Genomic DNA, 24,382 nt, shown 5'->3' with positions numbered 1-24,382 from the left:
ATCCGGCCGCGACGGCACAATCATTCCCGTGAGGCGTCCCTCGGTAGCGATTTCTCCACGTGCGCGAGAATGCCGCGGAGGATCTGCATTTCATTGTGATCAGGCTCTGCGCGACCGAAGAACAGTCGCAGACGGCGCATCAGGGCACGGGGATTGGAGGGATCAAGGAAATCGATCCGGTGCAGCACCCGCTCCAGGTGCTCATACAGCCGTTCCATGTCATCGGCGGTGGCCGGGGGCCACTCGGAGTTCGGCTGCGCCACCGGCACGCCGGCCAGGCTCGCCATGCGCAACTCATAGGCCATGACCTGGACCGACGCGGCGATGTTCAGGGAACTGTATTCGGGATTGGCGGGGATGTGCACCAGCCGATGGCAACGGTCGATCTCCTCGTTGGTCAGTCCGGTGCGCTCGCGGCCGAACAGGATGGCGACCGGATGTTGCTCCGCCTCGGCCAGCAGCGGTGCCGCGGCTGCACGAGGATCCTCCACCGGGCAGGACAGCGACCGCTGCCGCGCGGACAGCCCCACCACCCGGGTGGCCCCGACCAGGGCATCGTCCAGGGAGGCGTGCACGCGGGCGTGTTCAAGCACGTCATCGGCGCCGGAGGCCATGGCGGTGGCATCCGGATGCGGGAACTGACGTGGGGTGACCAGATCGAGGCGCTGCAGCCCCATGGTCTTCATCGCCCGCGCCGCGGCGCCCACGTTGGCACCCAGCGAGGGTTCCACCAGCACGATACGGACGTGCTCTGCACGCATGAATGACTCCTGAATCTCGCGTCGCAAGCGTCGGTAGTGTAATGGATCTATGCAGACCCGGGGGAGTCGCCCGGGATCAAGGCTTTCCCGTCAGCGGAGTCGTGCCGGGCGGAAGATGCATTGGGCTCCGGCGCTCCGCCTGATCCTCCGTTCCGGCCTGGCCGGCTTACAGCACATCCTTGTGCTGGGCGCCGGTGGCCGCATCCCTGCGGCCACCCCTTCGGGGCCGGACGGCCTCCACTCCGGGGCTCCGCGAGTCGCCCAATGCATCTTCCGCCCGGCACGACTCCGCCCCTCCCGTAGGCACTACCCGGCAGTACAACGCCCTCCCCAGACCTGTTATCCTCCCGCTCCACTTCGCGCACTACCAACGATGGCCGCCATGAATCCGATGCTCAACACCGCCGTGCGCGCCGCGCGCAGCGCCGGCAACGTCATTGTCCGCTCCCTGGATCGCCTGGACAGGATCAAGGTCGAGGCAAAAGGGCTCAACGACTACGTCAGTGACGTGGACCGTGCGGCCGAACAGGAGATCATCGGCACACTGCGCCACGCCTACCCGGACCACGAATTCCTGGGCGAGGAAGGGGGCAGTCAGGGCAGTTCAGAGTATGTCTGGATCATCGACCCGCTGGACGGCACCACCAACTTCCTCTACGGCCTGCCCCACTTCGCCGTCTCCATCGCGCTGCAGCACCGCGGCAAGCTGCAGGTAGGCGTCATCTACGACCCGGTGCGCCAGGAACTGTTCACCGCCACCCGCGGCAACGGCGCCACCCTAGATGGCCACAAGATCCGTGTACGCACCCACAAGAGCATTGAAGGTCGCCTGCTGGCCACGGGTTTCCCGTTCCGGCTGCCGCAGCACATGGACGCCTACCTGGGGCAGTTCCAGGCGGTACTCAAGCGTGCCGGCGACCTGCGTCGCGCCGGCTCCGCCGCGCTTGACCTGGCGTATGTCGCCGCCGGACGGCTGGACGGCTACTGGGAGCTCGGCCTGAAACCCTGGGATATCGCTGCCGGCGCCCTGCTGGTACGCGAGGCCGGCGGCGTGGTCGGGGATTTCAACGGCGACGAGAACTACATGGGCAGCGGCAACGTGGTCGCCGGCAACCCCAAACTGTTCCATGACCTGCTGAGCGCAATCCGGCCACACTGCAATGCGGCACTGCTGAAACGGGCCTGAGCCCCGCCTTCCATACTCGACCTCGCCGCGGCGCGCCCCTCGCGGGAGCTGTGTCCTGCCCGACTCAACGCAGTTACACTGTAACGCGAACGGCATTGACCAACACGGGGGAGAGACCATGTGGAAAGGATTTGCCCTGGCGGCGCTACTGGTGGCCGCGGACCTGGGAGCGGCACAGGCCGGCGGCTGGCACGCGGTGGGCTTCATGTATCACCGTTTCGGTGAAGAGCAGTACTCGGCCACCAACGTCACCCTGGAACAGTTCGAGGCGCATCTCGATTACCTGGAAGAGGAAGACTACAACGTCTGGCCCTTCGAGCGGATCGTGGAGCACCTGGAGAACGCCGAATCCGTCCCCGATCGCACGGTGGCCATCACTATCGACGACGCCTACCGCTCCGTTTACGAAGAGGCCTATCCCCGGCTGAAGGAGCGGGATCTTCCCTACATCGTGTTCGTGGCCACTGACCCGGTGGATGACGGTCTGTCCGGCTACATGACCTGGGATCAGATGCGCGAGATGCAGGAAGAGAGCCGCGCCACCTTCGCCAACCACTCGTCCACCCACGACTATCTGGTGCGCCGGGGCGAGGACGAGTCGGACAGCGACTACCGGGAGCGCCTGCGCGATGACATTAACAACGCGCAGGAGCGCCTGGAGGCGGAGTTGGGGGAGGACCACGACATCCCGAAACTATTCGCCTACCCCTACGGTGAGTACAACCAGATCGTCGCCGAGGTGACTGAAAAGCTCGGCTACATCGGCATCGGTCAGCACAGCGGCGCCATCGGCGCCCACAGCCACAAGCTTGCCCTGCCACGCTTCCCCATGGCAGAGGCTTACGCTTCCATTGAAGAATTCAGCGAAAAGGCGCGCACCAAGGCGCTGCCGGTGAAAGAACTGGAGCCCTGGGACCCGGTGGCCACGGAGGAGCACAACCCTCCGCGGATGCGGGCCACGCTGGCGGACAGCGATGCCCGCCTGGATCAACTCTCCTGCTTCGTGGGCCGCCAGGGGCAGGTTGACGTCGAATGGGTTGACCGGGACGCACGCGTGTTCGAGGTGGAACCGCCGGAATCCCTGTCAACGGGTCGCACCCGCTACAACTGCACGGCCCCCTCCCCCGAGCGAGGCCGCTTCTACTGGTTCAGCCAGCAGTGGATCGTGCTGCCGGACTGAGCCGGATCGGTTGACAGGTATCAGGTGCGGCGCGTGCGGCGGCCGCACCTGGAGCCTTACGCGCCCATTTCTTCAAGGGCCTGACGGGCACGCCGCCCCGTTTCAGTGTCGGACTGGGCCGCCCGTCGGTAATGGTCCAGTGCCGCATCCCGATTGCCGTCCCGCCGCTCGACATTGCCCAGAAAGTAGTGGGCCTCGGCGGTGGGCATGAGCTCGACGCTGCGGCGAAGGTCATCACGTGCCCCCGCCAGCTCGCCGAGGGATTCCCGCGCCATACCCCGGCGCAGATGGTGGTAGAACCAGCCGTCGTCACGCTCCAGCGCGCTTGCGTAGGCCCGCTCGGCCTCACGCATGTCGCCGCGCGTGGCAAGCGCATCCCCCCGCAGGGCGTGGAACAAGGCCTCGCCGGACTCCATCGCAAGGGCCTCTTCAGCCTTCTCCAGAGCCCGATCCAAGTCGTCGTCCCGTAGCGCGCGGCGGCCCTGATCATGGGCTTCGTAGGCAGGCTTGAGTCGCCGGATCGTCGCCGTCTTCTCCTGGTAGCGCTCGCGCCCGAGCTCCCCTTCCGCACCCAGCTCGCGGAGTTTACGCCGATTGTTGCGTACGCGCTCTTCGCTTGGCGGGTGAGAAGCAAACAGCCCCTGAGCGAAGCCGCCACCATCGCGCCCCTCGGAAATGCGCACGAATGTCTCCTGAAGATCAACGGCCGCCTCGGGGTTGTAGCCAGCACGATGCATGTAGACCATGCCGAATTCGTCGGCCTCGCGCTCGGCGTCGCGGGAATGCCGCTGGCCGATGAGCTGCGCACCGAGCCCACCAGCCAGCAGCGCAACCGCCGCATATTCCTGCCGGTCCGTGGCCACACCCACGGCCAGACCGCCGGCCATGACAGCACCCTGCATCAGCACCTGACGCGACTGGCGTTGGGCACCGTGCCGAGCCGCCGCGTGCACCACTTCATGGCCGAGCACGGCCGCCAGCTCCGCCTCTGACTCCATCTCCGTGAGCAGCCCACGGTTGATGGCGATTTTGCCCCCGGGCAGTGCCCAGGCGTTGGGCACGGAGCTGTTCAGCACGGTAAACTCGTAGGGCAGATCCCGGTCTGCTTCCGCCGCAACGCGCTGTCCGACCTCGCGGACGTATTCCACCAACTCCCGGTCGAGGGCGTAGTCACCCCCCTCCATCTGGCGCATCAGCGGATAATGCTCGTCGCCGACCTCCAGCTCCCACTCCTCGCTGACCAGGCTGAACTCCCGATCACCCGTGACGGGGTTCACCGCACACCCGGCCAGCATCAGCACCGCCAGAGCGGTCGCCAGGAAGCGGCTACAGGCGGGACGTATTGACAGTAAGTGATACATGCTCGAGAACTCGTCTATTTGATCCGGGCCGGTTTCCTAGCTTGCCATGACAGCATTGCCGATAAACACACGAAGCCACCCCGGGCGCGAACCCTGGATGCACCAGAGAACACGCCGCACGGGGACAGCCGGGCGGCGCGGCGTCAGAACGGGCGGCGCACGCGATGGCCGGTACGTTGTCGGGCCAGGTTGATACGCAAACTCCGCCCCTGCAGTTCAAGGCCATTCAGCGCAGCGATGGCCGCGCTGGCAGCATCGGCATCCATCTCCACGAAGCCGAAACCGCGAGGCCGACCGCTGTCACGGTCGGTGATGAGTTTCACCGAGTATACCTCGCCGTGGTCTCCGAAAAGTGCGCGGACATCGTCGTCCGTACATGAAAACGGCAGGTTGCCTACATAGATTGTCCTGTGCACGCTCGTTCTCCGATTCATGCCGAAGGAAACGACGAATGATTCTTCAAGGAAAGTAATGGCCCAGCTTTGTGCCGGCGTCAAGCGGTATGGCGCGGAAACGGCGAGACTTGCTCGCGGACACGGGTGGGCGCATCATGCGCCGCCTGAACCAGAGAAGGAGAGGCGCTTATGGCCACTTGGGAAATGGTGCTGGTGGGGATCATCGCCATCGCGGTGACCATGTGGTTTCTGCCCGGCATCCGCGCGCAGATGACCCAACAGAAGGAAAACGCGGATCAGCCGAAGGACTGGCGCGGGCTCATCCTGCCCTTGGTTTTCGTGGTTCTTTTCGTGATGCTGCTCATCAGCATCGTCTAGGACTGCCAGCCGCACATCCCTGTACGACTGGTAGTTTCACTGACATCCTTTGATCCTGAGAACTCTCAGGAGCCGGAGTCGACCTCCGGTGCTGGCCCGTCGGCAAGGGTGCTGACGGTACGCGCCGGCGCCGGCAGGAAGCCTTTCTCCACCAGCGTTCGCTTGACAGCGTCCTCCGGCATGGCGTCGGAGACCGTCCGCTGCTGGGTGGCAAGCTTGCGTTCCATGGGCTGCGGCTTGAAGCCCCACTCCACCAGCAAGGCCTCGGCCCGGTGTTCCGGTTCCGCTGGAACACCGCGGACGATCTCGGTTCCCTGAACCGGCTCGGGCAGAAACCCCTTTTCGACCAACCGCTGCTCTGTGGCCCCATCGACGGCCAGCGCGGACTGGGCGGCAATCATCCCGGCAGCGGCAACAAGCGTCTTCATCTTCATGGCAGGTCCTCCTTATCAGACCGATCTGTCTATTTCAGGGCGCACACTAACAAGGACAGACGGGTCTGTCTACATTATTCCGGAATCTAGCTGTCGCACGGTGGGTGCTGCATCGAGAGGATTGCCGCGCCGCCGCGACGACAGCTGTGATCAGACTTCGCCGGCTGCCTGGGCGATCAGCGCACGAGCCGCTTTGCGCGCGCTGTGGACCATGGAATGATCACCGGTCACCTGTACCATCACCGTGACCCCTTCGATCAGCAGAGTCAGCTCTCGCGCGAGTTCCTCGGGGTTGGCCAGACCGGCTTCCTGGGCAAGCTTCTGCACGTACTGCACCCGAAACTCCTTGTGCTCTTTGGCAGCCTGGTGGATCGGGTGATCGTGCTCCGGATACTGCACCGCCAGGTTGATGGACGGACACCCCCAGAACTCCTCGCGACGGGACCAGTTGTCCATGAAATCGAAGATGGCCTCAAGGCGTTGGCGGGCGCTCAGTCCTTCCTCGTTAACGGCCTCTTCGAACTCATCGCGCACCTTCTCGTGAAATCGCTCACAGGCGGCCAGAACCAGGTTGTCCTTGGACTTGAAGTGCTTGTAGAGGGTCATCTTGGCGACACCTGCCTCCGCAAGCACCTTGTCGATACCGGTGGTATGGCAACCGTTCCTGTAGAACAGTTCCGTGGCCGTCTCTAGCAGCTGATCGCGTCGGGAGTGGGAACGGGTGTCGCTGGGCGTGTTCGCGCTCATCAGCTCCTCCGGTTTTTGTACCAGACGGTACTTTATTTATGTGGCGGCAAAGTTCAAGTGTACCGTTCTGTCTAGAATCCTGTAACCACCCGGGTAGTCCAGGCGGGACTGAGCCGCTTCCCTGCGCTTCTGGCCGGTGAGCGGATCGCCAGGCGTATCAATGCCGGAAGTGAATGAACAGCCGCCCCGGGTTCTTCGCATCCTTTTCCACCCGATGGTACAGGGAACGGACCTCGGGTTGTTCAAGAAACTTGAGAACCCGCTTCTTCAGCTGCCCCTTGCCGCGGCCATGGATGATCTCCACCGTTGGCAACCGCTTATCCACGGCCTGACGCAGGGCGTCGTGCAACGCTGCATCGATCAGATGCCCGCGATTGAAGACGTCATGCAGGTCGACCTTGATCCGGGCCATCACTGACTCGCCTTTTCACAAGTGACGGTCCGTAACCTACTCCAGAGCGCCGCACGCCGCCAACTGATCCAGCAGGGTCGCAGGATCAGCGGCCACCTTCAGCAGGGCGCGGTGGCGCGGCTGTATCAGTTCCTCGGCGACGCAATGATCCAGGAACGCAATCAGCCCATCAAAGTACCCCGCTCCATTGAGCAACCCCACCGGTTTGGCATGCATGCCCAGCTGCGCCCAGGTAAGGACCTCGAACAGCTCTTCCAGCGTTCCCAGACCGCCAGGCATGGCGACGAACGCATCGGCACGCTCGGCCATCAGGGTCTTGCGCTCGTGCATGGTGTTCACGCAGATCAATTGTGTCAGCCCGGTATGGGCCACCTCGCGATCCTGGACCACGGTGGGAATGACGCCCATCACCTCCGTGCCTCCGGTCAGCGCTGCATCCGCGACTTCCCCCATGAGGCCGACGCTGGCGCCGCCGTAGACCAACCCGAGCCCGCGGTCGGCCAGGGCGGTGCCCATGGACCGCGCCAGCTCCCTGTAGCCATCATCACGCCCTGGGCTGGAACCGCAGTACACACAAACGCGCTTCATGGTCCATCACCTCTCTCGTATATCGACTCGCCGTGTAGAAGGGTATTATTCCCGGACACAGCCCCGTTCAGTCAGGAGTTACCATGCACCGGCATCCCGCTCCGCATCACCCCGTCATTGTCACCGCGGTTAGCGCGCTACTGGCGGTGATGAGCACCACCCAGGCCGTCGCCGAGGACCGTTTCTACGTTGGCATGGACGCGATGAACTGGTTCTACGACGAGGATGGTGGAGAAGACTTTTCTTCCCTGGGCGTGCGTGGCCGCCTCGGGTTGCAGCTCACCCCGCAGTTCTCCCTGGAAACACATCTGGGTGCCAGTGGCACCGACCGCTCCAGCGGCGAACGCCGGGAACTCGACTGGCTCTATGCCGTTCTCGCCCGGGGGGATCTCCCCATCACTCGCTATACGTCGCTGTACGGTGTCATGGGCATTGCGGGCGTGGAGATCAGCGGCCGGGACGCCGCTGGCGACAGCTTCAGTGAAAGCGACTCCGGCGTCAGCATCGGCCTGGGCCTGGACTTCCAGGTGGCGGACGGCGCCCATCTCAACCTGGACTACATCCGCTACCTGGACGCCAGCGATTTCGATTTTTCCGCACTGAGCGTAGGCGCCCGCTGGACCTTCTGAGGTTGGCGGGCCTTACGGACGCGCCCCCGTCTGGTCCGCACCACCCTCCTCGCCTTCCTCGTCGACGCCTTCCTTGGCCGGCGGCTGCAGGTCGTACTTGGTCACGCCCATGGCCAGGGCCGATGCACTCGCCACGAAGATGGAAGAATAGGTTCCGACAAGCACGCCAACGAACAGGGTGAACGCGAAACCGGAAATCACCTCGCCGCCGAGGAAATAAAGCGACAGCACCACCAGCAGCGTCGTGAAAGAGGTCACCAACGTCCGCGACAGCGTCTGGTTGATGGACGTATTCATCACGTCCTCGGTGGTGCCCTTGCGCATTCGCACGAAATTCTCGCGGATCCGGTCGAACACCACGATGGTGTCGTTCAGCGAGTAACCGACCACGGCCAGCATTGCGGCCAGGACACTCAGATCGAAGGAGATCTGGAACAGCGACAGGATACCGAACACCAGAACCATGTCGTGCACCAGGGCGGCAACGGAACCCGCGGCGAAACGGTACTCGAAGCGGAATGCAACATAGAGCAGGATACAGCCAAGGGCACCCAGCATCGCCAGAGCACCCTGCTCTGTCAGTTCCTCGCCGATCTGCGGCCCAACGAACTCCACACGCCGCAGTTCCACGTCCGGGAATTCCGCGTCCAGTGTCTGCAGGACGCGATTACTGAGCTCCTCGGCCTCTTCCTGATCTTCCTGGGGCGCCAGGCGAATCATCACATCCCGGGCCGTACCGAAATGCTGGACGATGGCGCCGTCATACCCGCCGTCGTCCAGGGTCTGACGCACCTGGGTCAGGTCCACGGCTTCCGGGAAGCCCACTTCCACCACCGTACCGCCGGTGAAGTCGATGCCGAAGTTCAGTCCGCGAACCGCCACGACGGCAATGGCAAGCCCCAGCAACACCACCGACACCACCGCTGCGAGGCGGCGATGGCGCATGAAATCGATGCTGGGCGTCTTATTGAATAGCCACATGCGCTGTCACCCACTCCCTGCTCAGATCGCCAGCCGCGTCAGGCGCCGCCTGCGGCCGTATATGAGATTCACCACGGCCCGGGTGCCGAGGATTGCCGTGAACATGGACGTCAGAATGCCGATGGACAGTGTCACAGCGAAGCCCTGCACTGGCCCGGTACCGAACAGGAACAGCACCAGTGCCGCGATGAGGGTGGTGATGTTGGCGTCCGCAATGGTGGACAGCGCCTTCGCATAACCCGAGTGGATCGCCTGCTGCGGCGACAGTCCTGCCGCGAGCTCTTCACGTATTCGCTGGAATATGAGCACGTTGGCATCCACCGCCATACCCACCGTGAGCACGATGCCGGCGATACCTGGCAGCGTAAGGGTCGCCTGTAGCAGAGACAGGATGGCAACGATGAAAACCAGGTTCAGTGTCAGCGCCATATTGGCAATCAGGCCGAACACCCGGTAATAGACCGCCATGAACAGGACCACCAGCGCGAAGCCGATCACGACCGCCATGAAACCGCGCTCGATGTTCTCCTGCCCCATGCTCGGGCCGACGGTGCGCTCCTCGATGATGTCGATGGGCGCCGCCAGTGCGCCGGCACGGAGCAGCAGCGCAAGATCCCGGGCGGCGGTACTGCTCTCCAGTCCGGTAATGCGGAACCGGTTGGACAAGGGTTCCTGGATAGTGGCCACGTTGATGACTTCTTCGGTGCGGACACGCTCCGTCACCGTCTCGCCGTCCTCCTCCCGGGTCTCCTGACGGCTCTCGATGAACACCACGGCCATGCGATTGCCGACGTTCTCCCGCGTGGCGCGGTTGAAAATATCACCCCCGGCGGAGCTGAGGCGGATATTCACCTCCGATCCACCCGTTTCCTGATCGATCCCGGAGGAGGCATCGATGATGTACTCGCCGGTGAGCATGACCTCGCGCTCGAGAATCACGTGATCCCCGTAGCGCGGATTCCGGGTCGGGTACTTCACCGTGCCCGGAGGTGCCGGGTCATCGGCCTCGCCCCGATACGGATAATGATCCTCGTCCACCATCCGGAACTCCAGCGTGGCGGTGGTACCGATGATCTCCTTCGCCCGCGCGGTATCCTGGACCCCGGGCAACTGGACGACGATCCGGTCCGAACCCTGCTGCTGAATCACCGGCTCGGCCACCCCCAGCTCGTTCACCCTGTTGCGCAGCGTGGTTACGTTCTGCTGCACCGCAAAGCGCCGGATCTCCTCCATTTCCTCTTCCGGGACGGCGGCCTCCAGCCAGTACTGCCCGTCTCGCTCTTCCTGGCTGAAATCGAGTTCCGTGTATTCGCCGCGCAACAACTCCACCGCCCGCTCACGGTCGGCGGCATCACGGAAACGCGAAACGATGCGGTTGTCTTCGCCTACCTCGATGGCGCCGTAGCGGATGCGCTCGTCGCGCAGCAGACGGCGGAAGTCCGTTTGATAGCGCTCCAGGCTGTTGGTCACCGCGGCATCCATGTCCACCTGCATAAGGAAATGTACGCCGCCACGCAGGTCCAGGCCCAGGTACATCGGCGCAGCGTTGATGGCTCGCAGCCACTCTGGTGTGGCCGGCGCCAGGTTCAGGGCCACCGTCACATCCCGGCCCAGGGTCGCGCGCAGCATATCGGCGGCGCGCACCTGCTCGTCCTGACTACTGAAGCGAATCAGAACCCGCTCGCCATCCACCTCGCTGACGACATAATCCATGCCCTCGTCTTCGAGCGCTGACAGCGCCTGGCTCTCGATCTCGGAGAGCTCCACGGCGTCTCGCACCGGGGTGATCTGCACCGCCGGATCCTCGCCGAAGAGATTCGGCAAGGCATACAGCGCGCCGGCCACGACGGCCACGATCAGGATCATGTACTTCCATAGCGGGTAACGATTCATTGCACCGCAGCCTTGTGCTTACTTGCTGGCCTTCTTCGCCTCGCCGGGATCGGCCTTGCCCTTGATGGTGCCCTTGGGCACGACCTGGGAGACCGCGTTTTTCTGCACCTTCACCTGGTTGTTGTCATTGATTTCCATGGTGATGAAGGTTTCATCCACCTCGGTAATACGCCCTAGAAGGCCTCCCTGCGTAATGACTTCGTCACCCTTGGCGAGTTCCGAAACCAGTTTCTTGTGCTCTTTAGCACGCTTGGCCTGGGGCCGGATCAGCAGGAAATAGAAGATGGCGATCAGCGCAATGGGAAACAGCAGTGCTGTCCAGCCAGCGCCCTCGCCCTGCTGGGCATGCGCACTGGAAATGAAGAAGTCGAGCAGTTCCATGGATCAGCCTCTTGTTGATGGCAAAACGACGCAAACAATGCATTGCCCGGTGCCGGGCGTCAAACCGAAACAGCGGATTATGCCACAGCTGGGGCGCTGCCGCGCAGGCGTCAGTCCTCCGGATCAACGCCTTGCGCCAGGCGCTCATAGAAGGCGGTGACGTAGGCGTCCAGCCGGCCCGCGGCAATGGCCTCGCGCAACTCCGCCATGAGCTGCTGGTAGAAAAACAGGTTGTGGGCGGTAGCGAGGCGTTTGCCCAGGATCTCGTTGCAGCGATCCAGGTGCTTGATGTAGGCGCGACTGTACTGCCGACAGGCCGGGCACCGGCAATCCGGCTCGATGGGCCGCGTATCGCCGCGGAAGCGGCTGTTGCGGATGCGTAGCATGCCCCCCCGTGTGAACAGGTAGCCGTTGCGGGCGTTGCGGGTGGGCATGACGCAGTCGAACATGTCCACGCCCCGCCGCACCGCCTCAACGATATCCTGGGGACGGCCCACCCCCATGAGATAGCGTGGCGCGTCGGCGGGCAACCCGGACTCGAGGTCCTCCAGCACGGCGTTACGCTCCTCCTCCGGCTCGCCCACCGCCAGTCCGCCGATGGCATAGCCCTCGAAGCCGATACCGCGCAGACCCTCCAGGGAGGCACGTCGCAAGCCAGAGTACATGCCGCCCTGAACGATACCGAACAGCGCTGCCGGATTATCGCCATGGGCAGTGCGGCTGCGCTGCGCCCAGCGCAGCGAGAGCTCCATGGAGTGCCGGGCTTCGGTTTCCGTGGCCGGGTACGGCGTACATTCATCGAAGATCATGACGATGTCGGAGCCAAGCGCCCGCTGCACCGCCATGGACTCCTCCGGCCCCATGAACACGCGGCTGCCGTCCACAGGTGACTGGAAGGTCACCCCCTCTTCGCGGATCTTGCGCAGCTTGCCCAGGCTGTAGACCTGAAAGCCACCGGAATCGGTCAGGATCGGGCCCTGCCACTGCATGAATTCGTGGAGATCACCGTGGGCCGCGATCACTTCAGTGCCCGGCCGCAGCCACAGATGAAAGGTGTTGCCGAGGATGATCTCCGCACCCAGCGCGCTCACCTCCTCCGGCGTCATGGCCTTGACCGTGCCGTAGGTCCCCACGGGCATGAACGCCGGGGTCTCGATGGTGCCGCGGGGGAATGTCAGCCGCCCGCGCCGGGCAGGCCCATCCGTCGCCAGGCAGCGGAACTCCATCATGCGCGGGCCTCCGGCGCCGGCGAGTGAATGAACATGGCATCCCCGTAACTGAAGAAGCGGTAGCGCCGAGCCACCGCGTGGCGATAAGCCGCCATGGTGTGCTCGTAGCCGGCAAACGCGCTGACCAGCATGATCAGGCTCGACTCCGGCAGGTGAAAATTGGTAATCAGGGCATCCACCACGCGGAACCGATACCCCGGATAGATGAAGATGTCGGTCTCCCCCTGAAAGGATGTCAGTTCACCTGCCCGGGCGGCGCTTTCCAGCGCACGAACCACGGTCGTCCCCACTGCCACCACCCGCCCGCCGCCCCGGCGACAGGCGCGCACCCGTTCACAGGTTTCCGCGGATACCTGCAGCACCTCGCTGTGCATGGTGTGGTCCTCGAGCCGTTCGCTGCGCACCGGCTGGAAAGTTCCCGCGCCCACGTGCAGTGTGACGGTGGCCTGCTCGACGCCCCGCCCGGACAACTCCTGCAACAGAGCATCATCGAAGTGCAGCCCCGCCGTAGGTGCCGCCACGGCACCGGGCTCGCGGGCGAACACCGTTTGATAGCGCTCGCGGTCATGATCGTCATCGGCCCGCTCGATATACGGCGGTAGCGGCATGTGGCCGTGGACGTCCAGGAAACCCGGCAGATCGCCGGTGCCGGTGAACGCCAGCACGAAGCACGCACCCTCGCGGCCCTGGACTTCCGCCCGGCCACCACCGTCCAGGTGAATCTCGGCGCCCGTCGGCGGTGCCCGACTCACCCGCAGGTGAGCCAGCGCCCGGCCTCCATCCAGTACCCGCTCAAGCAGGATCTCCACCCGGCCGCCGGTGGCCTTGCGACCGAACAGGCGCGCCGGAATGACCCGGGTGTCGTTCAGGACCAGCAGGTCGCCCGGCTGCAGCAGCTCGGCAATATCGGCGAAGCGGCGATCCGCCACCTCGCCATCGCTGCCATTCAGGCACAGAAGGCGGCTGGCACGGCGTTCCGGCAGCGGACGTTCGGCAATCAGTTCGGGGGGAAGCTGGTAGTGAAAATCGCGTCGGTGCATGGGCGGAGCGGTCCGTGGCGTCCCGGCGACGCGCAGCAGACGCCGGAACCGGCGCCAGGGTTCATCGGCGTTACGGGAGTGGTGCCCCGGGGGAGAGTCGAACTCCCACGGCCAAAGGCCACTCGATTTTGAGTCGAGCGCGTCTACCAGTTCCGCCACCGGGGCGCGTGGCAAAAACAGTGGACCATGCCACCGGAGCGGGATTCTGCCACACTTGGCAGCAAGGCGCACCAGGCCCGCAGGAGACGGCCCTGGTGCGCCCCCGCGCCGGCGTCAGTCCATCACCCGGTCCCAGCCGGCGTGGATCACATCGCGTGACTGCTCCTCGACCTCTGGCGCCGGGTGACTGGCATGGGCGTGCCAGGCGATGAACGTGTCCCGCAGCACGGCGGCCGCGATCTGCTGGTAGCGCTCCACGGGCACCCCGCGATCGGGACGGTAGACACCCTGCAGATTGCCATCCCGATCAATCGTGAGCTCGACCCGGAAGTTCACGGCATCACCGGCTCGTGCGCCGTGTTCGATCAACCCCGCCGTGCGTGCACCACGAGCGAGTTCGAACAGCCGCTCTCCGTCGCCGTCGCGAACCACCACTTCGTAGCGCGCCGGTCGCTCACCGCGCGTGGTCAGCACGATTTCCCGGGCATCCCCCGGCAGCGGGCCCAACTGGTCGATAACCCCCTTCATGGTGGCGTCCATCGCCGCGCTGGGGCGCGGATCGTCCAGGCCACCACGGAAACGGGCCTCCATGACCGCGATGATCACCAGCACCACCACGCCCACCAGGGTTGCCAGGCCGATCCACAATTCACGGCGGGTCTTGGCCTCGTAGGCGCGCGCTTCGGATGGTGTAACCGGCTCGTGCTCGGTGCTCATGAACCCTTGCCTCCTGGTTGGCTGACGATCTCCCCCGCGCGGGAGAACGCCGGACGGTGGATCGGCGCGGCTGGCGCGTTGCGGCGGATCAGCATAACGCAGGTCGCGCCGGAATGGAGCCCGTGATTCCGCGCAGGTCAGTGACCCGGGCCGTCCGTGGCCACGGCAAGACCCGCGAAGGCGTCTTCTTCCCCGGTGACCGGGTCCGGCATACCGGGTGCCACACTCCCCTGCAGGCCTTCGAAATCGTACAGGTCGTCGTCCGCCAGATGTGACGGCCGGACGTTCTGCATGCTGCGCAGGATGACATTCAGCCGATTGGGGTCGGCCTCCTCCCACTCCCGCACCATGCGCTTGATCTCGGCACGCTTGAGGTTGGGCTGGGAGCCGCAGAGATTGCAGGGGATGATGGGAAACGCCTTGCGCTCGGCGTAGTCCTCCAGATAGCGCTCCGGCACGTAGGCCAGGGGCCGGATCACCACATGCCGGCCGTCGTTGCTCTTGAGTTTCGGCGGCATAGTGGCCAGGCGGCCGCCATAGAACATGTTCAGGAACAGTGTCTCCACCAGATCGTCCCGGTGGTGGCCCAGAGCGATCTTGGTCATGCCCATTTCCTCGGCCGCCGTGTACAGGGCGCCCCGGCGCAGCCGCGAGCACAGCGAGCACATGGTCTTGCCTTCCGGCAGGACGCTTTTAACCACACTGTAGGTGTCCTGCTCGAGAATGCGGTAGGTCACCCCGAGGCTATCCAGATAATCCGGGAGCACGTGCTCGGGCCAGCCGGGCTGCTTCTGGTCCAGATTGACGGCGGTGAGTTCGAAGCGCACCGGTGCGCGCTGCTGCAGGTGCCTGAGCATCTCCAGCATGGCGTATGAATCCTTGCCGCCGGAAAGGCACACCATGATGCGGTCGCCGTCCTCGATCATGCGGTAGTCGCGGATCGCATTGGCGGTGAGATAGGTGAGGCGCTTTTCCAGGGACTTGAGGTTCATGGCAGCAGCCGACGCGGTTGATTCGGGGAGCGTGTTTATACCATCGCGGGCCTGCGCGACCCAAGCGTGCAGGGTTATCGTACAATGCTCGCCCATGAGCATTTGCCCAAGGTTACAGGACACTGGGAATGGTCTCGCACCTGGAATCCGCAGCCGATGGCACGCCACACCGCCTGGAGCCGCTGACGCATCTGCTGCGCTTTCTCGCCACCTACCGCCGGCGCGTGGCGGCTGCGGTGGTGGCGCTGCTCGTGGCCGCCGGCAGCGTACTGGCCGTGGGCCAGGCCCTGCGCCTGGTGGTGGACCAGGGCTTCCTGGGCGACGACCCGCAGCAGCTCGACCGGCTACTGGCGATAACTCTGGGCATCATCCTGCTCATGGCCCTGGCGTCGGCGGTGCGCTTCTACCTGGTGTCCTGGATCGGCGAGCGGGTTGCCGCGGATCTGCGCAAGGCGGTATTCGACCACGTCACCCGACAGGAACCGGCATTCTTCGAGGTCAACGGCGTGGGCGAGATCCAGTCCCGCCTGACCACCGATACCAGCGTGCTGCAGACCATTCTCGGCTCGTCGTTCTCCATCGCCGTGCGCAATCTTTTGCTGCTCGTCGGTGCCGTAATCATGCTGTTCATCACCAGCCCCCGACTCACTGCGCTGGTGCTGATCGGGCTGCCGCTGGTACTGATCCCGATCCTGTTCTTCGGTCGCCGGGTGCGGCGGCTCTCCCGCTCCAGTCAGGACCGGGTGGCCGACGTCGGCAGCTTTGCCGGTGAAACTCTGCAGGGCATTCACACGGTGCAGGCCTTCGGCCATGAGCAGCACGACCGGCAACGCTTTGCGGGCCACGTGGATGCGGCCTTTGCCACCGCCATGGCCCGCATCCGCCAACGGGCCTGGCTGCTGGGCATGGCCATGGGCCTCGCCTTCACCGCCGTGGGCATCATTCTCTGGCAGGGAGGCCACGACGTCCTCGCCGGACGCATGTCCGGCGGCGAACTCTCCGCATTCGTCTTCTACGCGGTACTGGCAGCCGGTGCCACCGGCGCGGTGTCGGAAGTCTCCGGCGAGCTGTTCCGTGCCGCCGGCGCCACCGAGCGCCTGATGGAACTACTGCGAGCGCAGCCCTCCATCCAGGCACCGCCGTCGCCGGTGCCAATGAACCGGCCCGCGCGGGGCGCGGTGACCCTCGACCGGGTCGAGTTCGCTTATCCGGGACGTCCGCAGATACCGGTGCTCCGCGGTGTCGACCTGGAAGTGCGACCCGGCGAGCGGGTTGCCCTGGTGGGACCTTCCGGGGCGGGCAAGAGCACCCTGTTCGGCCTGTTGCTACGCTTCTACGATCCGTCCTCGGGGCGCGTGCTGTTCGACGGCCAGGACCTGCGCAGCCTGGATCCGGCGGAGCTGCGCGGCCGGATCGGCCTGGTCGCCCAGGAGCCGACGCTGTTCACCGGCACCGCCTGGGACAACATCCGCTATGGCTGGCCACAGGCGGACGATGCTGCCGTACGCCGTGCCGCCACCGCCGCGCACTGCACCGAGTTCCTGGACCAGCTGCCCCAGGGCTTCGACACCCCCCTCGGTCCCGGAGGTGTGCAACTCTCCGGCGGACAGCGCCAGCGCCTGGCCATCGCCCGGGCGATTCTCCGCGACCCGGCGTTGCTACTGCTGGATGAGGCAACCAGCAGCCTGGATGCCGACAGCGAGGCCCGTATCCAGGCGGCTCTCACCGACCTGATGCGCGACCGCACCAGTCTGGTGATCGCCCATCGCCTGGCGACGGTACAGTCTGCCGACCGCATTGTGGTCATGGAGGGCGGCCGCATTGAAGCCCAGGGGCGCCATGCCCGGCTTCTGGAGGAAAGCCCGCTATATGCCCACCTGGCAGCACTCCAGTTCGACCAGGGAGCGCCTCGTGCAGCGGCCCGAACCGGCGGCTGACAGGCAACGGCAGCCAGGGCGCGCAGGTGATGGTGCAACGCACCATTCCGGCATAATGACAACGCCTGCAGGGACAAAAAAATCTAAGACCCGAGAGGAACCCATGCTATAAAATTGCCGCGTTACCGTATCTACTGCTGCTTCCGAGGATAACGTCACTGGACACCCGCACCCTCTGTCTCGGTGTGCTCACCGAGGGCTCTGCCTCCGGCTACGAAATTCGTAAGCTCCTCATGGAACGATTCGGCCATTTCATGCGGGTCAGCTACGGCTCCATCTACCCGGCTCTGGCGTCACTGCTGGACGAGGGTCTGGTCGAATGCCAGGAAATCTCGCAGCACAGCCGGCCGGACAAGAAAACCTACCACCTGACCGCAGCAGGCGAACAAGCCTTCGTCGCATCGCTGCAACAGTCGCCGGGCCGCCACCGCGTGCGCTCGGAGTTTCTGGCTTTGCTTTGTTTCGCCCACTACCTGCCAGCGGATTGTCTGCGGCGGCTGTTGGACGAGCGTGAACAGGAATTCCGCGAGGACATCGCCGAGGCCGATACATGGCTCCAGGACGATGGCGCGAAGGCCCCGGCCGGCATGCGGTTCGCAGCCGGTTTCGGAGTCGCGCTGCTACGCGCCGCGTGCAACTACATCGAAGAGAACCGCCAAACGCTTACGCCGGCGCACGCAGACTGACGGACACACCGACGCGGTCCTGAACGGCGCCGTACCGATCGGGCACGGCGCCGTCGTCTCAGGCGGAGAGTTTCACCGGGCGGGCGGCCGCACCCGGGATGCCACTCTCAATGGGGAGCGAGGCGTCCTTGGACCACTCATTCCACGAACTCAGGTAAATCCGCAGGTTTCTGAACCCGGCCTGTCGCAACGCCACGAAGGTGTTGGATGCGCGCGCCCCCTTGAAGCAGTAGATGATCACGTCGTCATCAGGCGCGATGCCGCGGCTGCCGGCAATTTCGCGGATTTCGGCAGATGACTTGAAGGCAGGCACATCGCTGTCATCCATGAGTTCGTACCATTCCAGCCAGAGCGCACCGGGCAGACGTCCCTTCCGGGGCACAAAATCCTTGCCGTATGGCGACGAGCTCTCACCAAGCCATTCGTCACGATCACGATTGTCCAGCAACACCAGATCGTCGCGATCAAGCGCTGCAAGCATCTGTGCCTTGGTCACAAGCAGGCCCGATCGCGGGCTTAACGGGAAGGTCACGGGCTCTGGCTGCGTCACGTCGGTGGTCATCCTGCGCCCGGAGGCCTTCCACGCTCGAATCCCGCCATCCAGAATACCCGCACTGGGGTAGCCCAGGTAGCTAAGCAGCCAGTAACCACGGCAGGAACCACCGTACTGCGTATTCAGCGCGTCTTCGCAGACGATTGCCGTCTTGCTGCCATCAAGGCCAGCGGCACCGAACAGCTCGGCGAACTGTTGATGCAGTTCCGCCAAGCCATCATCGGTGGTCGCGGCCAGGTAATAGAAAATGTCCGAGACATTAACCGACCCCGGTATATGCTCCTCGGCGAACTTATCCGCGTCGCGAATATCCAGGATCACAGCCTCGCCGGCCTTTACGAGCTCTTCCGCCTCTTCAACGCTGTACAGGATCTTGTCGCTCATGGTGTAACTCCGTCGACCCGGCCTCACATCGGTGTGGGAGCCGGCCCGAAAGCAATGCTGCCATCCCTGGCCGCGGGGGTGATCATGCAGTGGCGTCGTTGACGGCACTGACGATGCGCTCAAAGACGGGGTCAAGCTCGCGCCCGATGACCGCAAGCTCGGGCTCGGGATAAGTGCCCAGATTGACACTCGGGCGCTGCCAGTCCACGCGGACGGCGCCGTCGCTGGAGACGTACACATGGCCGCGTACCGGGATGGCGATCCCGGCGTCCTCGCGCGCGGCCCAGACCCGAGCCGCGTAAGCGGGGTGAAACACCTCCATGACCTGATGGAACGGTGCTTCGATGCCGATTTTCGCGACGTTGGTGGACGCCGGAATATGGCAAAGCAGATACATGCCTTCCGACTCGATCGCTTCCTTGAGCGCGGCGACTGTGTCCTCCGGCGAACGACGACTGATGGCTCTGAACATGCTCTCTCCCTTCGTCAATCAACTCACACGGGCTTCAAAGGCCGATGCATCACGGGCATGGGCACCTGCCAGCGCAAAGCCGGTGAGCCGATCACCCGTCACGTGTTCCATGACCAGGCCTTGATCGTCGGCCTGGCGCTCAACCCACTCGCCCGGCTCCTCCGGCGGCCAGACCGCCAGGGGGCAAGAGGGTGTCTTGATGACCACGGTGCCGGGGCTGGCCCGGTAGCGGATGTCCTCGCCGCAGAGGTTGGCCACCAGCACCCGGGCCTGTTCCTGCAGCGGTCGCACGTACGGCAGCAGGCGACCGTCGTGTTCGGCGCAGTCGCCCATCGCATGAATGCCGGCAACGGAGGTACGCAGGTACGCGTCCACCTGGATACCGCGATCGGTGGCAATGCCCGCCTCGCGGGCCAGCACCACATTGGGCCGCAGGCCGAGAGCGCTGAGCACGGCATCGGCGTCCAGGGTCATGTCGTTCGCCAGTTGCACCTGCAGCCTGCCGCCATGTTCCTTCGTCGCAACTGTCGCCACGGTGGTGCCGGTATGCAGTACAACGCCGTGGGACTGCAGCGCCGACTCCAGCCGTTCGCTGGCGGGGCCCGGAAGCAGACGCGCCAGGGGTGCCGCCGCCTGATCCACCAGGGTGACCCTGTGCCCGGCCGCCGTCAGGTCATCGGCGAATTCGCAGCCGATCAGCCCCGCCCCCATGATCACCACCCGGGCTGGCGCGTGCGGATCCACCTGCTCGCGGAACCGGCGGTAGGACGCCAGTTCGTTGACCTGCATGACCTCGCCGGCACCATCCCCCTTCAGGCAGGGCTGCGGCTGGTGGGCGCCCGTTGCCAGGATCAGCGTTCCGTAAGGCACGCCACCCCGCGGCGTAATGATCCGGCGCCGCGCCAGGTCCAGGCCGAGGACGCGGGTGCGCCGGAGAAACCCGACCCCCAGCCTGGCGGCCCTGTCGGCACCCCGTTCCAGAACCAGGTCGTCGGCACTGCGGCCTTTCGCGGCAGCCGCGGAGAGCTGCGGCTTGGGGTAGGGGTCACCGTCGCAGCCGGCTATGAGCAGCACCGGCCGGCGCGGATCGCGCTCGCGCAGGGCCTCGACGAAGGCCCAGGCCGCCATGCCGCCGCCGACCACCACGATCTGCTCCGGATCCATGCCCGGGCGAACGGTGGCCGTCGCCGCCGCAGCGGGCTCAGCGGCGGTGTCATCCGGCGGCTCCAGAAGTTCGAAATCCGCCTTGCTCACACCGCAGTCGGGGCATTCCCAGTCGTCGGGTATGTCTTCGTAGCGGGTACCCGGAGGTAGTCCGCCATCCGGATCGCCCTCGGCCTCGTCGTAGATGAATCCGCACACGCGGCACAGGTAACGTCGATATGGCTCGCTCATGGGCGTCGCCCTCCCCTTGCCTTTACGCGGCGCCCATGCGCGTCAGTTCCTTGCGCAGATGCTTGATCGCCGGCGTCACGATGGCGACGAAATAGGACTCCCGGAGTTTTCGCTGCGCCGGCGCGTCGGCCAGGTAGCCCCGCGCCCCCGCATGCAGCATGGCAGCCTGGGAGGCCCGTAGCGCGAGTTCCGAAGCGGTATGGCGCAGTTGCAGAACATCGGCGAACAGGGCATCGGAGGGATCTCCGATCTCGGCACCCAGGCGACAGGTGGCATTCCGGGCGTCCGCGAGCTCTTCGGCCATGGCCTCGGGCTGCTCGTCCAGAAAGCGGTTCACGTGGCTGTGGGTCTCACGGAACTGCTCCATGATGTCGATACAGCCCTGAATCAGTCCCAGGCCCATGCCCATCTGCAGCAACACGAAGCCGGAACGGATGCGCGGCATCAGGTTGGTGATGTCGTGGCTGACCACGTGCTCGTCCGGAATGAAGCTGTCGCGGAAATGGCAGGCGTAGGTGCCGCTGCCTTCCAGCGCGATGAACTCGGCGCACTGCTGCAGGGCAAACCCCGGCTGGTTACAGAAGGTGACACCCATGATCTTCCGGTCACTGCCTTCCACGCCGAAGATTGCGGCGAATGCGTGCTCCTGGCCGAGATTGGAAACCCAGGGCAGCGTGCCATTGGCGACATAGCCACCCTCCACCCGGCGGACCCGGATTTTCAGCGACTCGATGTCGTGCAGATGCTTCACGCCGTTGGACAGACCGGTACCACCCAGCTGCCGGCCAGCGGCCACACCAGGCAGCAGGCGGTCACGTACCGCGGCGTCGTCGGCATTCTCCAGGTACCAGGCCAGGGCATCCTGGCACCAGACGCAGAACCCTGTGGACATGCACTCCCTGGAGACGGCCTCCATGGCGTGTATGGCAGCGGCGAAATCCTGCTGTCCGTCACCATGCCGACAGGCAACATGCTGTCGGTATGCCCCGGTGCTCCCGAGGTCGTGCATGAACGCGGCAGGATAGACACCCTGTCGATCAATCGCCGCGGTCTGCGGCGCCAGATCGCTGTAGACCAGGGATTCGACCTGGGTCTCCAGGGTGGGCTCAGGCGCTTTCGATATGGCATCGGCTAAGGCGGACATGGTGAACTCCTGTTCGGCAACGATGGAGGGGCCCGGCGGGACGGTCCGCCGGGCCGGTCTCTCAGGCCAGCGTCATCTCGGTGGGTACCGGGTTGCGCATGGTATTGGCCACCGGCGACCATTTGTCCGCCCAGGCGACCAGGTCCTCGAGCTCTTCCCGGGAGCAGTCCGCCTCGATATCGAACTTGGCCCGGATCGCCGTGAATCCCAGACGTTTCTCGCTGGTGTCCCCGACACCCCAGACACTGCTGATATTGATGTCCCCTTCCAGATCCGCCTCCAGCTTGTAGACGGTAATGCCGCGGTAGGTGGCATTGGCGTGAATCCCCACGAGCATGCAAGAGGCCAGGGCGGCCAGCGCGGCCTCCGACGGGTTCGGCGCATTGTCTTCGCCCAGCAGCGTCGGTGGCTCGTCGATCAGGTGCCCATCCAGATCGCGGCAGTACGTCATCATGCGGAAGATGCCTTCGCACTCGGTGTGGGACTTGAGGGTGTTCACCTTGGTGGGATCCATCTTCGCCTTCGCACCCAGAGCCTTGAGGCCCTCCAGATCAATGGGGCGCAAGGGCTGCTTGGACTGCTCTGCCGTGTCGCTCATCACTTCCTCCTGCATTTCTGCGTGATTGATGTCGCCACGGACTTTGCATCAGGCGTGCCATTCCGCCCCCGCACTGCGGAAAAACGCGTTTTATTCATCCGAATCAGTAGCCTGGGAATGCCTGGCCACCCTCCATCGGTCTCTGTTTCTGCGCCGGACCACCATGGAACAAACCGGACAATGTCGACATTGTCCGGTTTGTTCGCGGCCGTAAGCCCGCTTCCCGACAGCCGGGGATCGCGGCGCGAGGGCGCTTTTGCCGCAGCGCGTCATCGCTGGCATTGCCTTTGCTAGGAGCAGGGGGAGCAACCGTGACTCCCGCCACTGCGAGGACGTGAACAATGAAGAGCCTGGGTGATCCCTACAGTCCCCATTCCGATCTCCGCCACAACGCGGACTGTTCCTGCGAGAGCTGCAACTCCAACAGCGGGTCAGCAACCACCGGGAAACAACCGAAAGATCGCGAAGCCATCATCGACCGCGCCGTGGAAAACACGCTGGTGCGCGCACTCTTCGGGGGCAATGACATCAGTCGACGCCGCTTCATGGCCGCTGTGGGCCGTGGCACCGCGGCCGCTGCGGTGGCTTCCGCGTTCCCGCTGGGTGCGCTGAAGTCCGCGTTGGCCGATGAAGGCGGACAGCTGGAGCAGACCCGGATGTCCATCCCGTTTCTGCCCATCACCTGTGCCACCCCCATCATCATGGCGGACCCCATGGGCTTCTATGAACGCTACGGGCTGGATGTGAATCTCGAGCGGGTTGCCGGCTGGCCGGTGGTCCGGGATCGCATGGACGCCGGCGAGTTCAACGCCGCCCACATGCTGGCGCCGATGCCCCTGTCCATTCGCATGGGGGTAGGAGCCTCCCGGCTACCCGTCACCATGCCGGCCATCGAGAACATCAACGGCAACGCCATCACCCTGGCAAACAAGCACAAGGACAAGATGGACCCGAAGGACTGGAAGGGCTTTACCTTTGCCATTCCCTTCGACTACTCCATGCACAACTTCCTGCTTCGCTACCTGCTCGCAGAGAATGGGCTGGACCCGGATCGCGACGTGAATCTCCGGATCATGCCGCCGCCGGAAATGGTCGCCAACCTGCAGGCCGAGAACATTGACGGCTACATTGTTGCCGAGCCGTTCAACCAGCGCGCCGTCTGGGAAGGCGCCGGGTTCATCCACACCCAGACCAAGGACATCTGGAGTGGCCACCCCTGTTGCGCCTTCGTGGTGCGCGAGGACTGGGTGGACGCACACCCGAACACGTTCGGCGCCCTGTTCCGGGCCATCGTGGATGCAACTCAATACAGTTCCGCCGCCGAGAACCGCAAGGAAATCGCCGAGGCAATCGCCCCGCGCAGGTATCTCAATCAGCCGGTGGAGGTACTGGATCAGGTGCTGGTGGGCCGCTATGCCGACGGTCTGGGAGAGGTCAAGGACATGCCCGACCGCATCGACTTCGATCCCTTCCCGTGGCAGTCCATGGCAGTGTGGATGCTGACCCAGATGAAACGCTGGGGTTACATTGACGGCGACGTGAACTACCACCAGATCGCCGAGGAGGTCTTCCAGGCCACCGAGTGCCGCAAGGTCATGCAGGACCTGGGATACAACGCGCCGGAGGAGAACTACCGGATTCACGATATCATGGGCAAGGAGTTCGACCCGGCCGACCCGGAGGGTTACCTGGAGAGCTTCGACATGCGCGCTTGACGGTGGGGCAGCCCCGGGCGCCCCGCCGCGACCGA

At 64.6% G+C, this 24,382-nt stretch carries 26 protein-coding genes and 1 tRNA gene; 7 read left to right on the top strand and 20 right to left on the bottom strand.

The window, feature by feature from the left end; genetic code table 11:
* Window positions 1–20: 20 nt before the first annotated feature.
* Entirely contained in the window at window positions 21–761 is a 741-nt protein-coding gene (locus tag KU884_RS07755; protein ID WP_167782116.1) for an RNA methyltransferase, read from the bottom strand.
* A 382-nt stretch (window positions 762–1,143) separates the two neighbouring features.
* Here KU884_RS07755 and KU884_RS07750 point away from each other — a divergent pair, with 382 nt between their 5' ends.
* The gene (locus KU884_RS07750; RefSeq protein ID WP_167782115.1) at window positions 1,144–1,947 is read left to right on the top strand and encodes an inositol monophosphatase family protein; all 804 of its coding nucleotides are present in this window, start codon (window positions 1,144–1,146) and stop codon (window positions 1,945–1,947) included.
* Window positions 1,948–2,065: 118 nt separating this feature from the next.
* A complete protein-coding gene (locus tag KU884_RS07745; protein ID WP_167782114.1) occupies window positions 2,066–3,127 on the top strand; it encodes a polysaccharide deacetylase family protein in 1,062 nt (353 codons plus the stop codon).
* A 56-nt stretch (window positions 3,128–3,183) separates the two neighbouring features.
* Here KU884_RS07745 and KU884_RS07740 read toward each other — a convergent pair whose 3' ends face one another.
* Window positions 3,184–4,488, bottom strand: coding sequence for a M48 family metallopeptidase (locus tag KU884_RS07740; protein ID WP_167782113.1), 1,305 nt, complete (start codon window positions 4,486–4,488; stop codon window positions 3,184–3,186).
* A gap of 143 nt (window positions 4,489–4,631) precedes the next feature.
* Window positions 4,632–4,904 (bottom strand): RNA-binding protein, encoded by a 273-nt coding sequence (locus KU884_RS07735; protein WP_167782112.1) that lies wholly within the window; start codon window positions 4,902–4,904, stop codon window positions 4,632–4,634.
* 168 nt (window positions 4,905–5,072) lie between these two features.
* Here KU884_RS07735 and KU884_RS07730 point away from each other — a divergent pair, with 168 nt between their 5' ends.
* Window positions 5,073–5,261: a hypothetical protein gene (locus KU884_RS07730; RefSeq protein WP_167782111.1), complete on the top strand. Its 189-nt coding sequence runs from the start codon at window positions 5,073–5,075 to the stop codon at window positions 5,259–5,261.
* A gap of 65 nt (window positions 5,262–5,326) precedes the next feature.
* Here KU884_RS07730 and KU884_RS07725 read toward each other — a convergent pair whose 3' ends face one another.
* The 4 genes from KU884_RS07725 to KU884_RS07710 all read right to left on the bottom strand — a co-directional run bounded on the left by KU884_RS07725 (window position 5,327) and on the right by KU884_RS07710 (window position 7,442).
* The gene (locus KU884_RS07725; RefSeq protein WP_167782110.1) at window positions 5,327–5,695 is read right to left on the bottom strand and encodes a hypothetical protein; all 369 of its coding nucleotides are present in this window, start codon (window positions 5,693–5,695) and stop codon (window positions 5,327–5,329) included.
* Window positions 5,696–5,845: 150 nt separating this feature from the next.
* Window positions 5,846–6,442, bottom strand: a complete 597-nt coding sequence (locus KU884_RS07720) for a TetR/AcrR family transcriptional regulator (RefSeq protein WP_167782109.1) — start codon at window positions 6,440–6,442, stop codon at window positions 5,846–5,848.
* A gap of 157 nt (window positions 6,443–6,599) precedes the next feature.
* Window positions 6,600–6,854 (bottom strand): Smr/MutS family protein, encoded by a 255-nt coding sequence (locus KU884_RS07715; protein WP_167782108.1) that lies wholly within the window; start codon window positions 6,852–6,854, stop codon window positions 6,600–6,602.
* A gap of 36 nt (window positions 6,855–6,890) precedes the next feature.
* Entirely contained in the window at window positions 6,891–7,442 is a 552-nt protein-coding gene (locus KU884_RS07710) for a TIGR00730 family Rossman fold protein (protein ID WP_167782107.1), read from the bottom strand.
* A gap of 83 nt (window positions 7,443–7,525) precedes the next feature.
* Between KU884_RS07710 and KU884_RS07705 the strand changes: the two genes are divergently transcribed.
* Window positions 7,526–8,071: a porin family protein gene (locus KU884_RS07705; RefSeq protein WP_167782106.1), complete on the top strand. Its 546-nt coding sequence runs from the start codon at window positions 7,526–7,528 to the stop codon at window positions 8,069–8,071.
* Between the two features lie 12 nt (window positions 8,072–8,083).
* On the opposite strand, the gene secF is transcribed toward KU884_RS07705, so the two are convergent.
* The 8 genes from secF to ttcA form a co-directional block, all read right to left on the bottom strand.
* Window positions 8,084–9,052, bottom strand: coding sequence for a protein translocase subunit SecF (gene secF / locus KU884_RS07700; RefSeq protein WP_167782105.1), 969 nt, complete (start codon window positions 9,050–9,052; stop codon window positions 8,084–8,086).
* Window positions 9,053–9,073: 21 nt separating this feature from the next.
* Window positions 9,074–10,945 (bottom strand): protein translocase subunit SecD, encoded by a 1,872-nt coding sequence (gene secD / locus KU884_RS07695; RefSeq protein WP_167782104.1) that lies wholly within the window; start codon window positions 10,943–10,945, stop codon window positions 9,074–9,076.
* Window positions 10,946–10,963: 18 nt separating this feature from the next.
* Window positions 10,964–11,326 (bottom strand): preprotein translocase subunit YajC, encoded by a 363-nt coding sequence (yajC, locus tag KU884_RS07690; protein ID WP_174813718.1) that lies wholly within the window; start codon window positions 11,324–11,326, stop codon window positions 10,964–10,966.
* Window positions 11,327–11,436: 110 nt separating this feature from the next.
* Window positions 11,437–12,552, bottom strand: coding sequence for a tRNA guanosine(34) transglycosylase Tgt (gene tgt, locus KU884_RS07685; protein ID WP_167784168.1), 1,116 nt, complete (start codon window positions 12,550–12,552; stop codon window positions 11,437–11,439).
* Complete coding sequence (queA, locus tag KU884_RS07680) at window positions 12,552–13,595, bottom strand: tRNA preQ1(34) S-adenosylmethionine ribosyltransferase-isomerase QueA (RefSeq protein ID WP_167782103.1); 1,044 nt, start codon at window positions 13,593–13,595, stop codon at window positions 12,552–12,554. Before queA ends, tgt begins: the two co-directional genes overlap by 1 nt.
* A 79-nt stretch (window positions 13,596–13,674) precedes the next feature.
* Window positions 13,675–13,760: transfer RNA gene (locus KU884_RS07675), tRNA-Leu, on the bottom strand.
* Window positions 13,761–13,868: 108 nt separating this feature from the next.
* The gene (locus KU884_RS07670; RefSeq protein WP_167782102.1) at window positions 13,869–14,471 is read right to left on the bottom strand and encodes a hypothetical protein; all 603 of its coding nucleotides are present in this window, start codon (window positions 14,469–14,471) and stop codon (window positions 13,869–13,871) included.
* A gap of 137 nt (window positions 14,472–14,608) precedes the next feature.
* On the bottom strand, window positions 14,609–15,463 hold the full coding sequence (ttcA, locus tag KU884_RS07665) for a tRNA 2-thiocytidine(32) synthetase TtcA (protein ID WP_254432207.1): 855 nt from the start codon (window positions 15,461–15,463) through the stop codon (window positions 14,609–14,611).
* 128 nt (window positions 15,464–15,591) lie between these two features.
* Between ttcA and KU884_RS07660 the strand changes: the two genes are divergently transcribed.
* Both KU884_RS07660 and KU884_RS07655 read left to right on the top strand, forming a co-directional pair.
* Window positions 15,592–17,400: an ABC transporter transmembrane domain-containing protein gene (locus KU884_RS07660; RefSeq protein ID WP_167782100.1), complete on the top strand. Its 1,809-nt coding sequence runs from the start codon at window positions 15,592–15,594 to the stop codon at window positions 17,398–17,400.
* Between the two features lie 185 nt (window positions 17,401–17,585).
* Window positions 17,586–18,086: a PadR family transcriptional regulator gene (locus KU884_RS07655; protein WP_167782099.1), complete on the top strand. Its 501-nt coding sequence runs from the start codon at window positions 17,586–17,588 to the stop codon at window positions 18,084–18,086.
* Window positions 18,087–18,144: 58 nt separating this feature from the next.
* On the opposite strand, the gene KU884_RS07650 is transcribed toward KU884_RS07655, so the two are convergent.
* From KU884_RS07650 to KU884_RS07630, 5 genes are all read right to left on the bottom strand, one after another.
* The gene (locus KU884_RS07650) at window positions 18,145–19,023 is read right to left on the bottom strand and encodes a sulfurtransferase (RefSeq protein ID WP_167782098.1); all 879 of its coding nucleotides are present in this window, start codon (window positions 19,021–19,023) and stop codon (window positions 18,145–18,147) included.
* Window positions 19,024–19,105: 82 nt separating this feature from the next.
* A complete protein-coding gene (locus tag KU884_RS07645) occupies window positions 19,106–19,495 on the bottom strand; it encodes a DUF302 domain-containing protein (protein WP_167782097.1) in 390 nt (129 codons plus the stop codon).
* An 18-nt stretch (window positions 19,496–19,513) separates the two neighbouring features.
* Window positions 19,514–20,890, bottom strand: a complete 1,377-nt coding sequence (locus tag KU884_RS07640) for an FAD-dependent oxidoreductase (RefSeq protein WP_167782096.1) — start codon at window positions 20,888–20,890, stop codon at window positions 19,514–19,516.
* 22 nt (window positions 20,891–20,912) lie between these two features.
* A complete protein-coding gene (locus KU884_RS07635) occupies window positions 20,913–22,034 on the bottom strand; it encodes an acyl-CoA dehydrogenase family protein (protein WP_167782095.1) in 1,122 nt (373 codons plus the stop codon).
* 61 nt (window positions 22,035–22,095) lie between these two features.
* Window positions 22,096–22,632: an OsmC family protein gene (locus KU884_RS07630; protein WP_167782094.1), complete on the bottom strand. Its 537-nt coding sequence runs from the start codon at window positions 22,630–22,632 to the stop codon at window positions 22,096–22,098.
* Between the two features lie 341 nt (window positions 22,633–22,973).
* On the opposite strand from KU884_RS07630, the gene KU884_RS07625 reads away from it, so the two are divergent.
* On the top strand, window positions 22,974–24,347 hold the full coding sequence (locus KU884_RS07625) for a CmpA/NrtA family ABC transporter substrate-binding protein (RefSeq protein ID WP_167782093.1): 1,374 nt from the start codon (window positions 22,974–22,976) through the stop codon (window positions 24,345–24,347).
* The last annotated feature ends 35 nt before the right edge of the window (window positions 24,348–24,382 follow it).

The organism is Aquisalimonas sp. 2447, assembly GCF_012044895.1.
In the GTDB taxonomy this organism is placed as follows: Bacteria; Pseudomonadota; Gammaproteobacteria; order Nitrococcales; family Aquisalimonadaceae; genus Aquisalimonas.
Note: the sequence above shows the minus strand (reverse complement) of the source record. Positions and strands in the feature narration are given on the sequence as shown.

Excerpts from the sequence above, each read along its gene's own strand:
- KU884_RS07755 (WP_167782116.1), bottom strand. The coding sequence starts at position 761 with ATGCGTGCAGAGCACGTCCGTATCGTGCTGGTGGAACCCTCGCTGGGT.
- KU884_RS07740 (WP_167782113.1), bottom strand. The coding sequence starts at position 4,488 with ATGTATCACTTACTGTCAATACGTCCCGCCTGTAGCCGCTTCCTGGCG.
- KU884_RS07720 (WP_167782109.1), bottom strand. The coding sequence starts at position 6,442 with ATGAGCGCGAACACGCCCAGCGACACCCGTTCCCACTCCCGACGCGAT.
- KU884_RS07635 (WP_167782095.1), bottom strand. The coding sequence starts at position 22,034 with ATGTCCGCCTTAGCCGATGCCATATCGAAAGCGCCTGAGCCCACCCTG.
- secD (WP_167782104.1), bottom strand. The coding sequence starts at position 10,945 with ATGAATCGTTACCCGCTATGGAAGTACATGATCCTGATCGTGGCCGTC.
- secF (WP_167782105.1), bottom strand. The coding sequence starts at position 9,052 with ATGTGGCTATTCAATAAGACGCCCAGCATCGATTTCATGCGCCATCGC.
- KU884_RS07725 (WP_167782110.1), bottom strand. The coding sequence starts at position 5,695 with ATGAAGATGAAGACGCTTGTTGCCGCTGCCGGGATGATTGCCGCCCAG.
- KU884_RS07715 (WP_167782108.1), bottom strand. The coding sequence starts at position 6,854 with ATGGCCCGGATCAAGGTCGACCTGCATGACGTCTTCAATCGCGGGCAT.
- ttcA (WP_254432207.1), bottom strand. The coding sequence starts at position 15,463 with ATGAACCTCAAGTCCCTGGAAAAGCGCCTCACCTATCTCACCGCCAAT.
- queA (WP_167782103.1), bottom strand. The coding sequence starts at position 13,595 with ATGCACCGACGCGATTTTCACTACCAGCTTCCCCCCGAACTGATTGCC.
- KU884_RS07630 (WP_167782094.1), bottom strand. The coding sequence starts at position 22,632 with ATGAGCGACACGGCAGAGCAGTCCAAGCAGCCCTTGCGCCCCATTGAT.
- KU884_RS07650 (WP_167782098.1), bottom strand. The coding sequence starts at position 19,023 with ATGAGCGACAAGATCCTGTACAGCGTTGAAGAGGCGGAAGAGCTCGTA.
- KU884_RS07745 (WP_167782114.1), top strand. The coding sequence starts at position 2,066 with ATGTGGAAAGGATTTGCCCTGGCGGCGCTACTGGTGGCCGCGGACCTG.
- KU884_RS07750 (WP_167782115.1), top strand. The coding sequence starts at position 1,144 with ATGAATCCGATGCTCAACACCGCCGTGCGCGCCGCGCGCAGCGCCGGC.
- KU884_RS07705 (WP_167782106.1), top strand. The coding sequence starts at position 7,526 with ATGCACCGGCATCCCGCTCCGCATCACCCCGTCATTGTCACCGCGGTT.
- tgt (WP_167784168.1), bottom strand. The coding sequence starts at position 12,552 with ATGGAGTTCCGCTGCCTGGCGACGGATGGGCCTGCCCGGCGCGGGCGG.
- KU884_RS07640 (WP_167782096.1), bottom strand. The coding sequence starts at position 20,890 with ATGAGCGAGCCATATCGACGTTACCTGTGCCGCGTGTGCGGATTCATC.
- KU884_RS07670 (WP_167782102.1), bottom strand. The coding sequence starts at position 14,471 with ATGAGCACCGAGCACGAGCCGGTTACACCATCCGAAGCGCGCGCCTAC.
- KU884_RS07660 (WP_167782100.1), top strand. The coding sequence starts at position 15,592 with ATGGTCTCGCACCTGGAATCCGCAGCCGATGGCACGCCACACCGCCTG.
- KU884_RS07625 (WP_167782093.1), top strand. The coding sequence starts at position 22,974 with ATGAAGAGCCTGGGTGATCCCTACAGTCCCCATTCCGATCTCCGCCAC.
- KU884_RS07645 (WP_167782097.1), bottom strand. The coding sequence starts at position 19,495 with ATGTTCAGAGCCATCAGTCGTCGTTCGCCGGAGGACACAGTCGCCGCG.
- KU884_RS07730 (WP_167782111.1), top strand. The coding sequence starts at position 5,073 with ATGGCCACTTGGGAAATGGTGCTGGTGGGGATCATCGCCATCGCGGTG.
- KU884_RS07710 (WP_167782107.1), bottom strand. The coding sequence starts at position 7,442 with ATGAAGCGCGTTTGTGTGTACTGCGGTTCCAGCCCAGGGCGTGATGAT.
- yajC (WP_174813718.1), bottom strand. The coding sequence starts at position 11,326 with ATGGAACTGCTCGACTTCTTCATTTCCAGTGCGCATGCCCAGCAGGGC.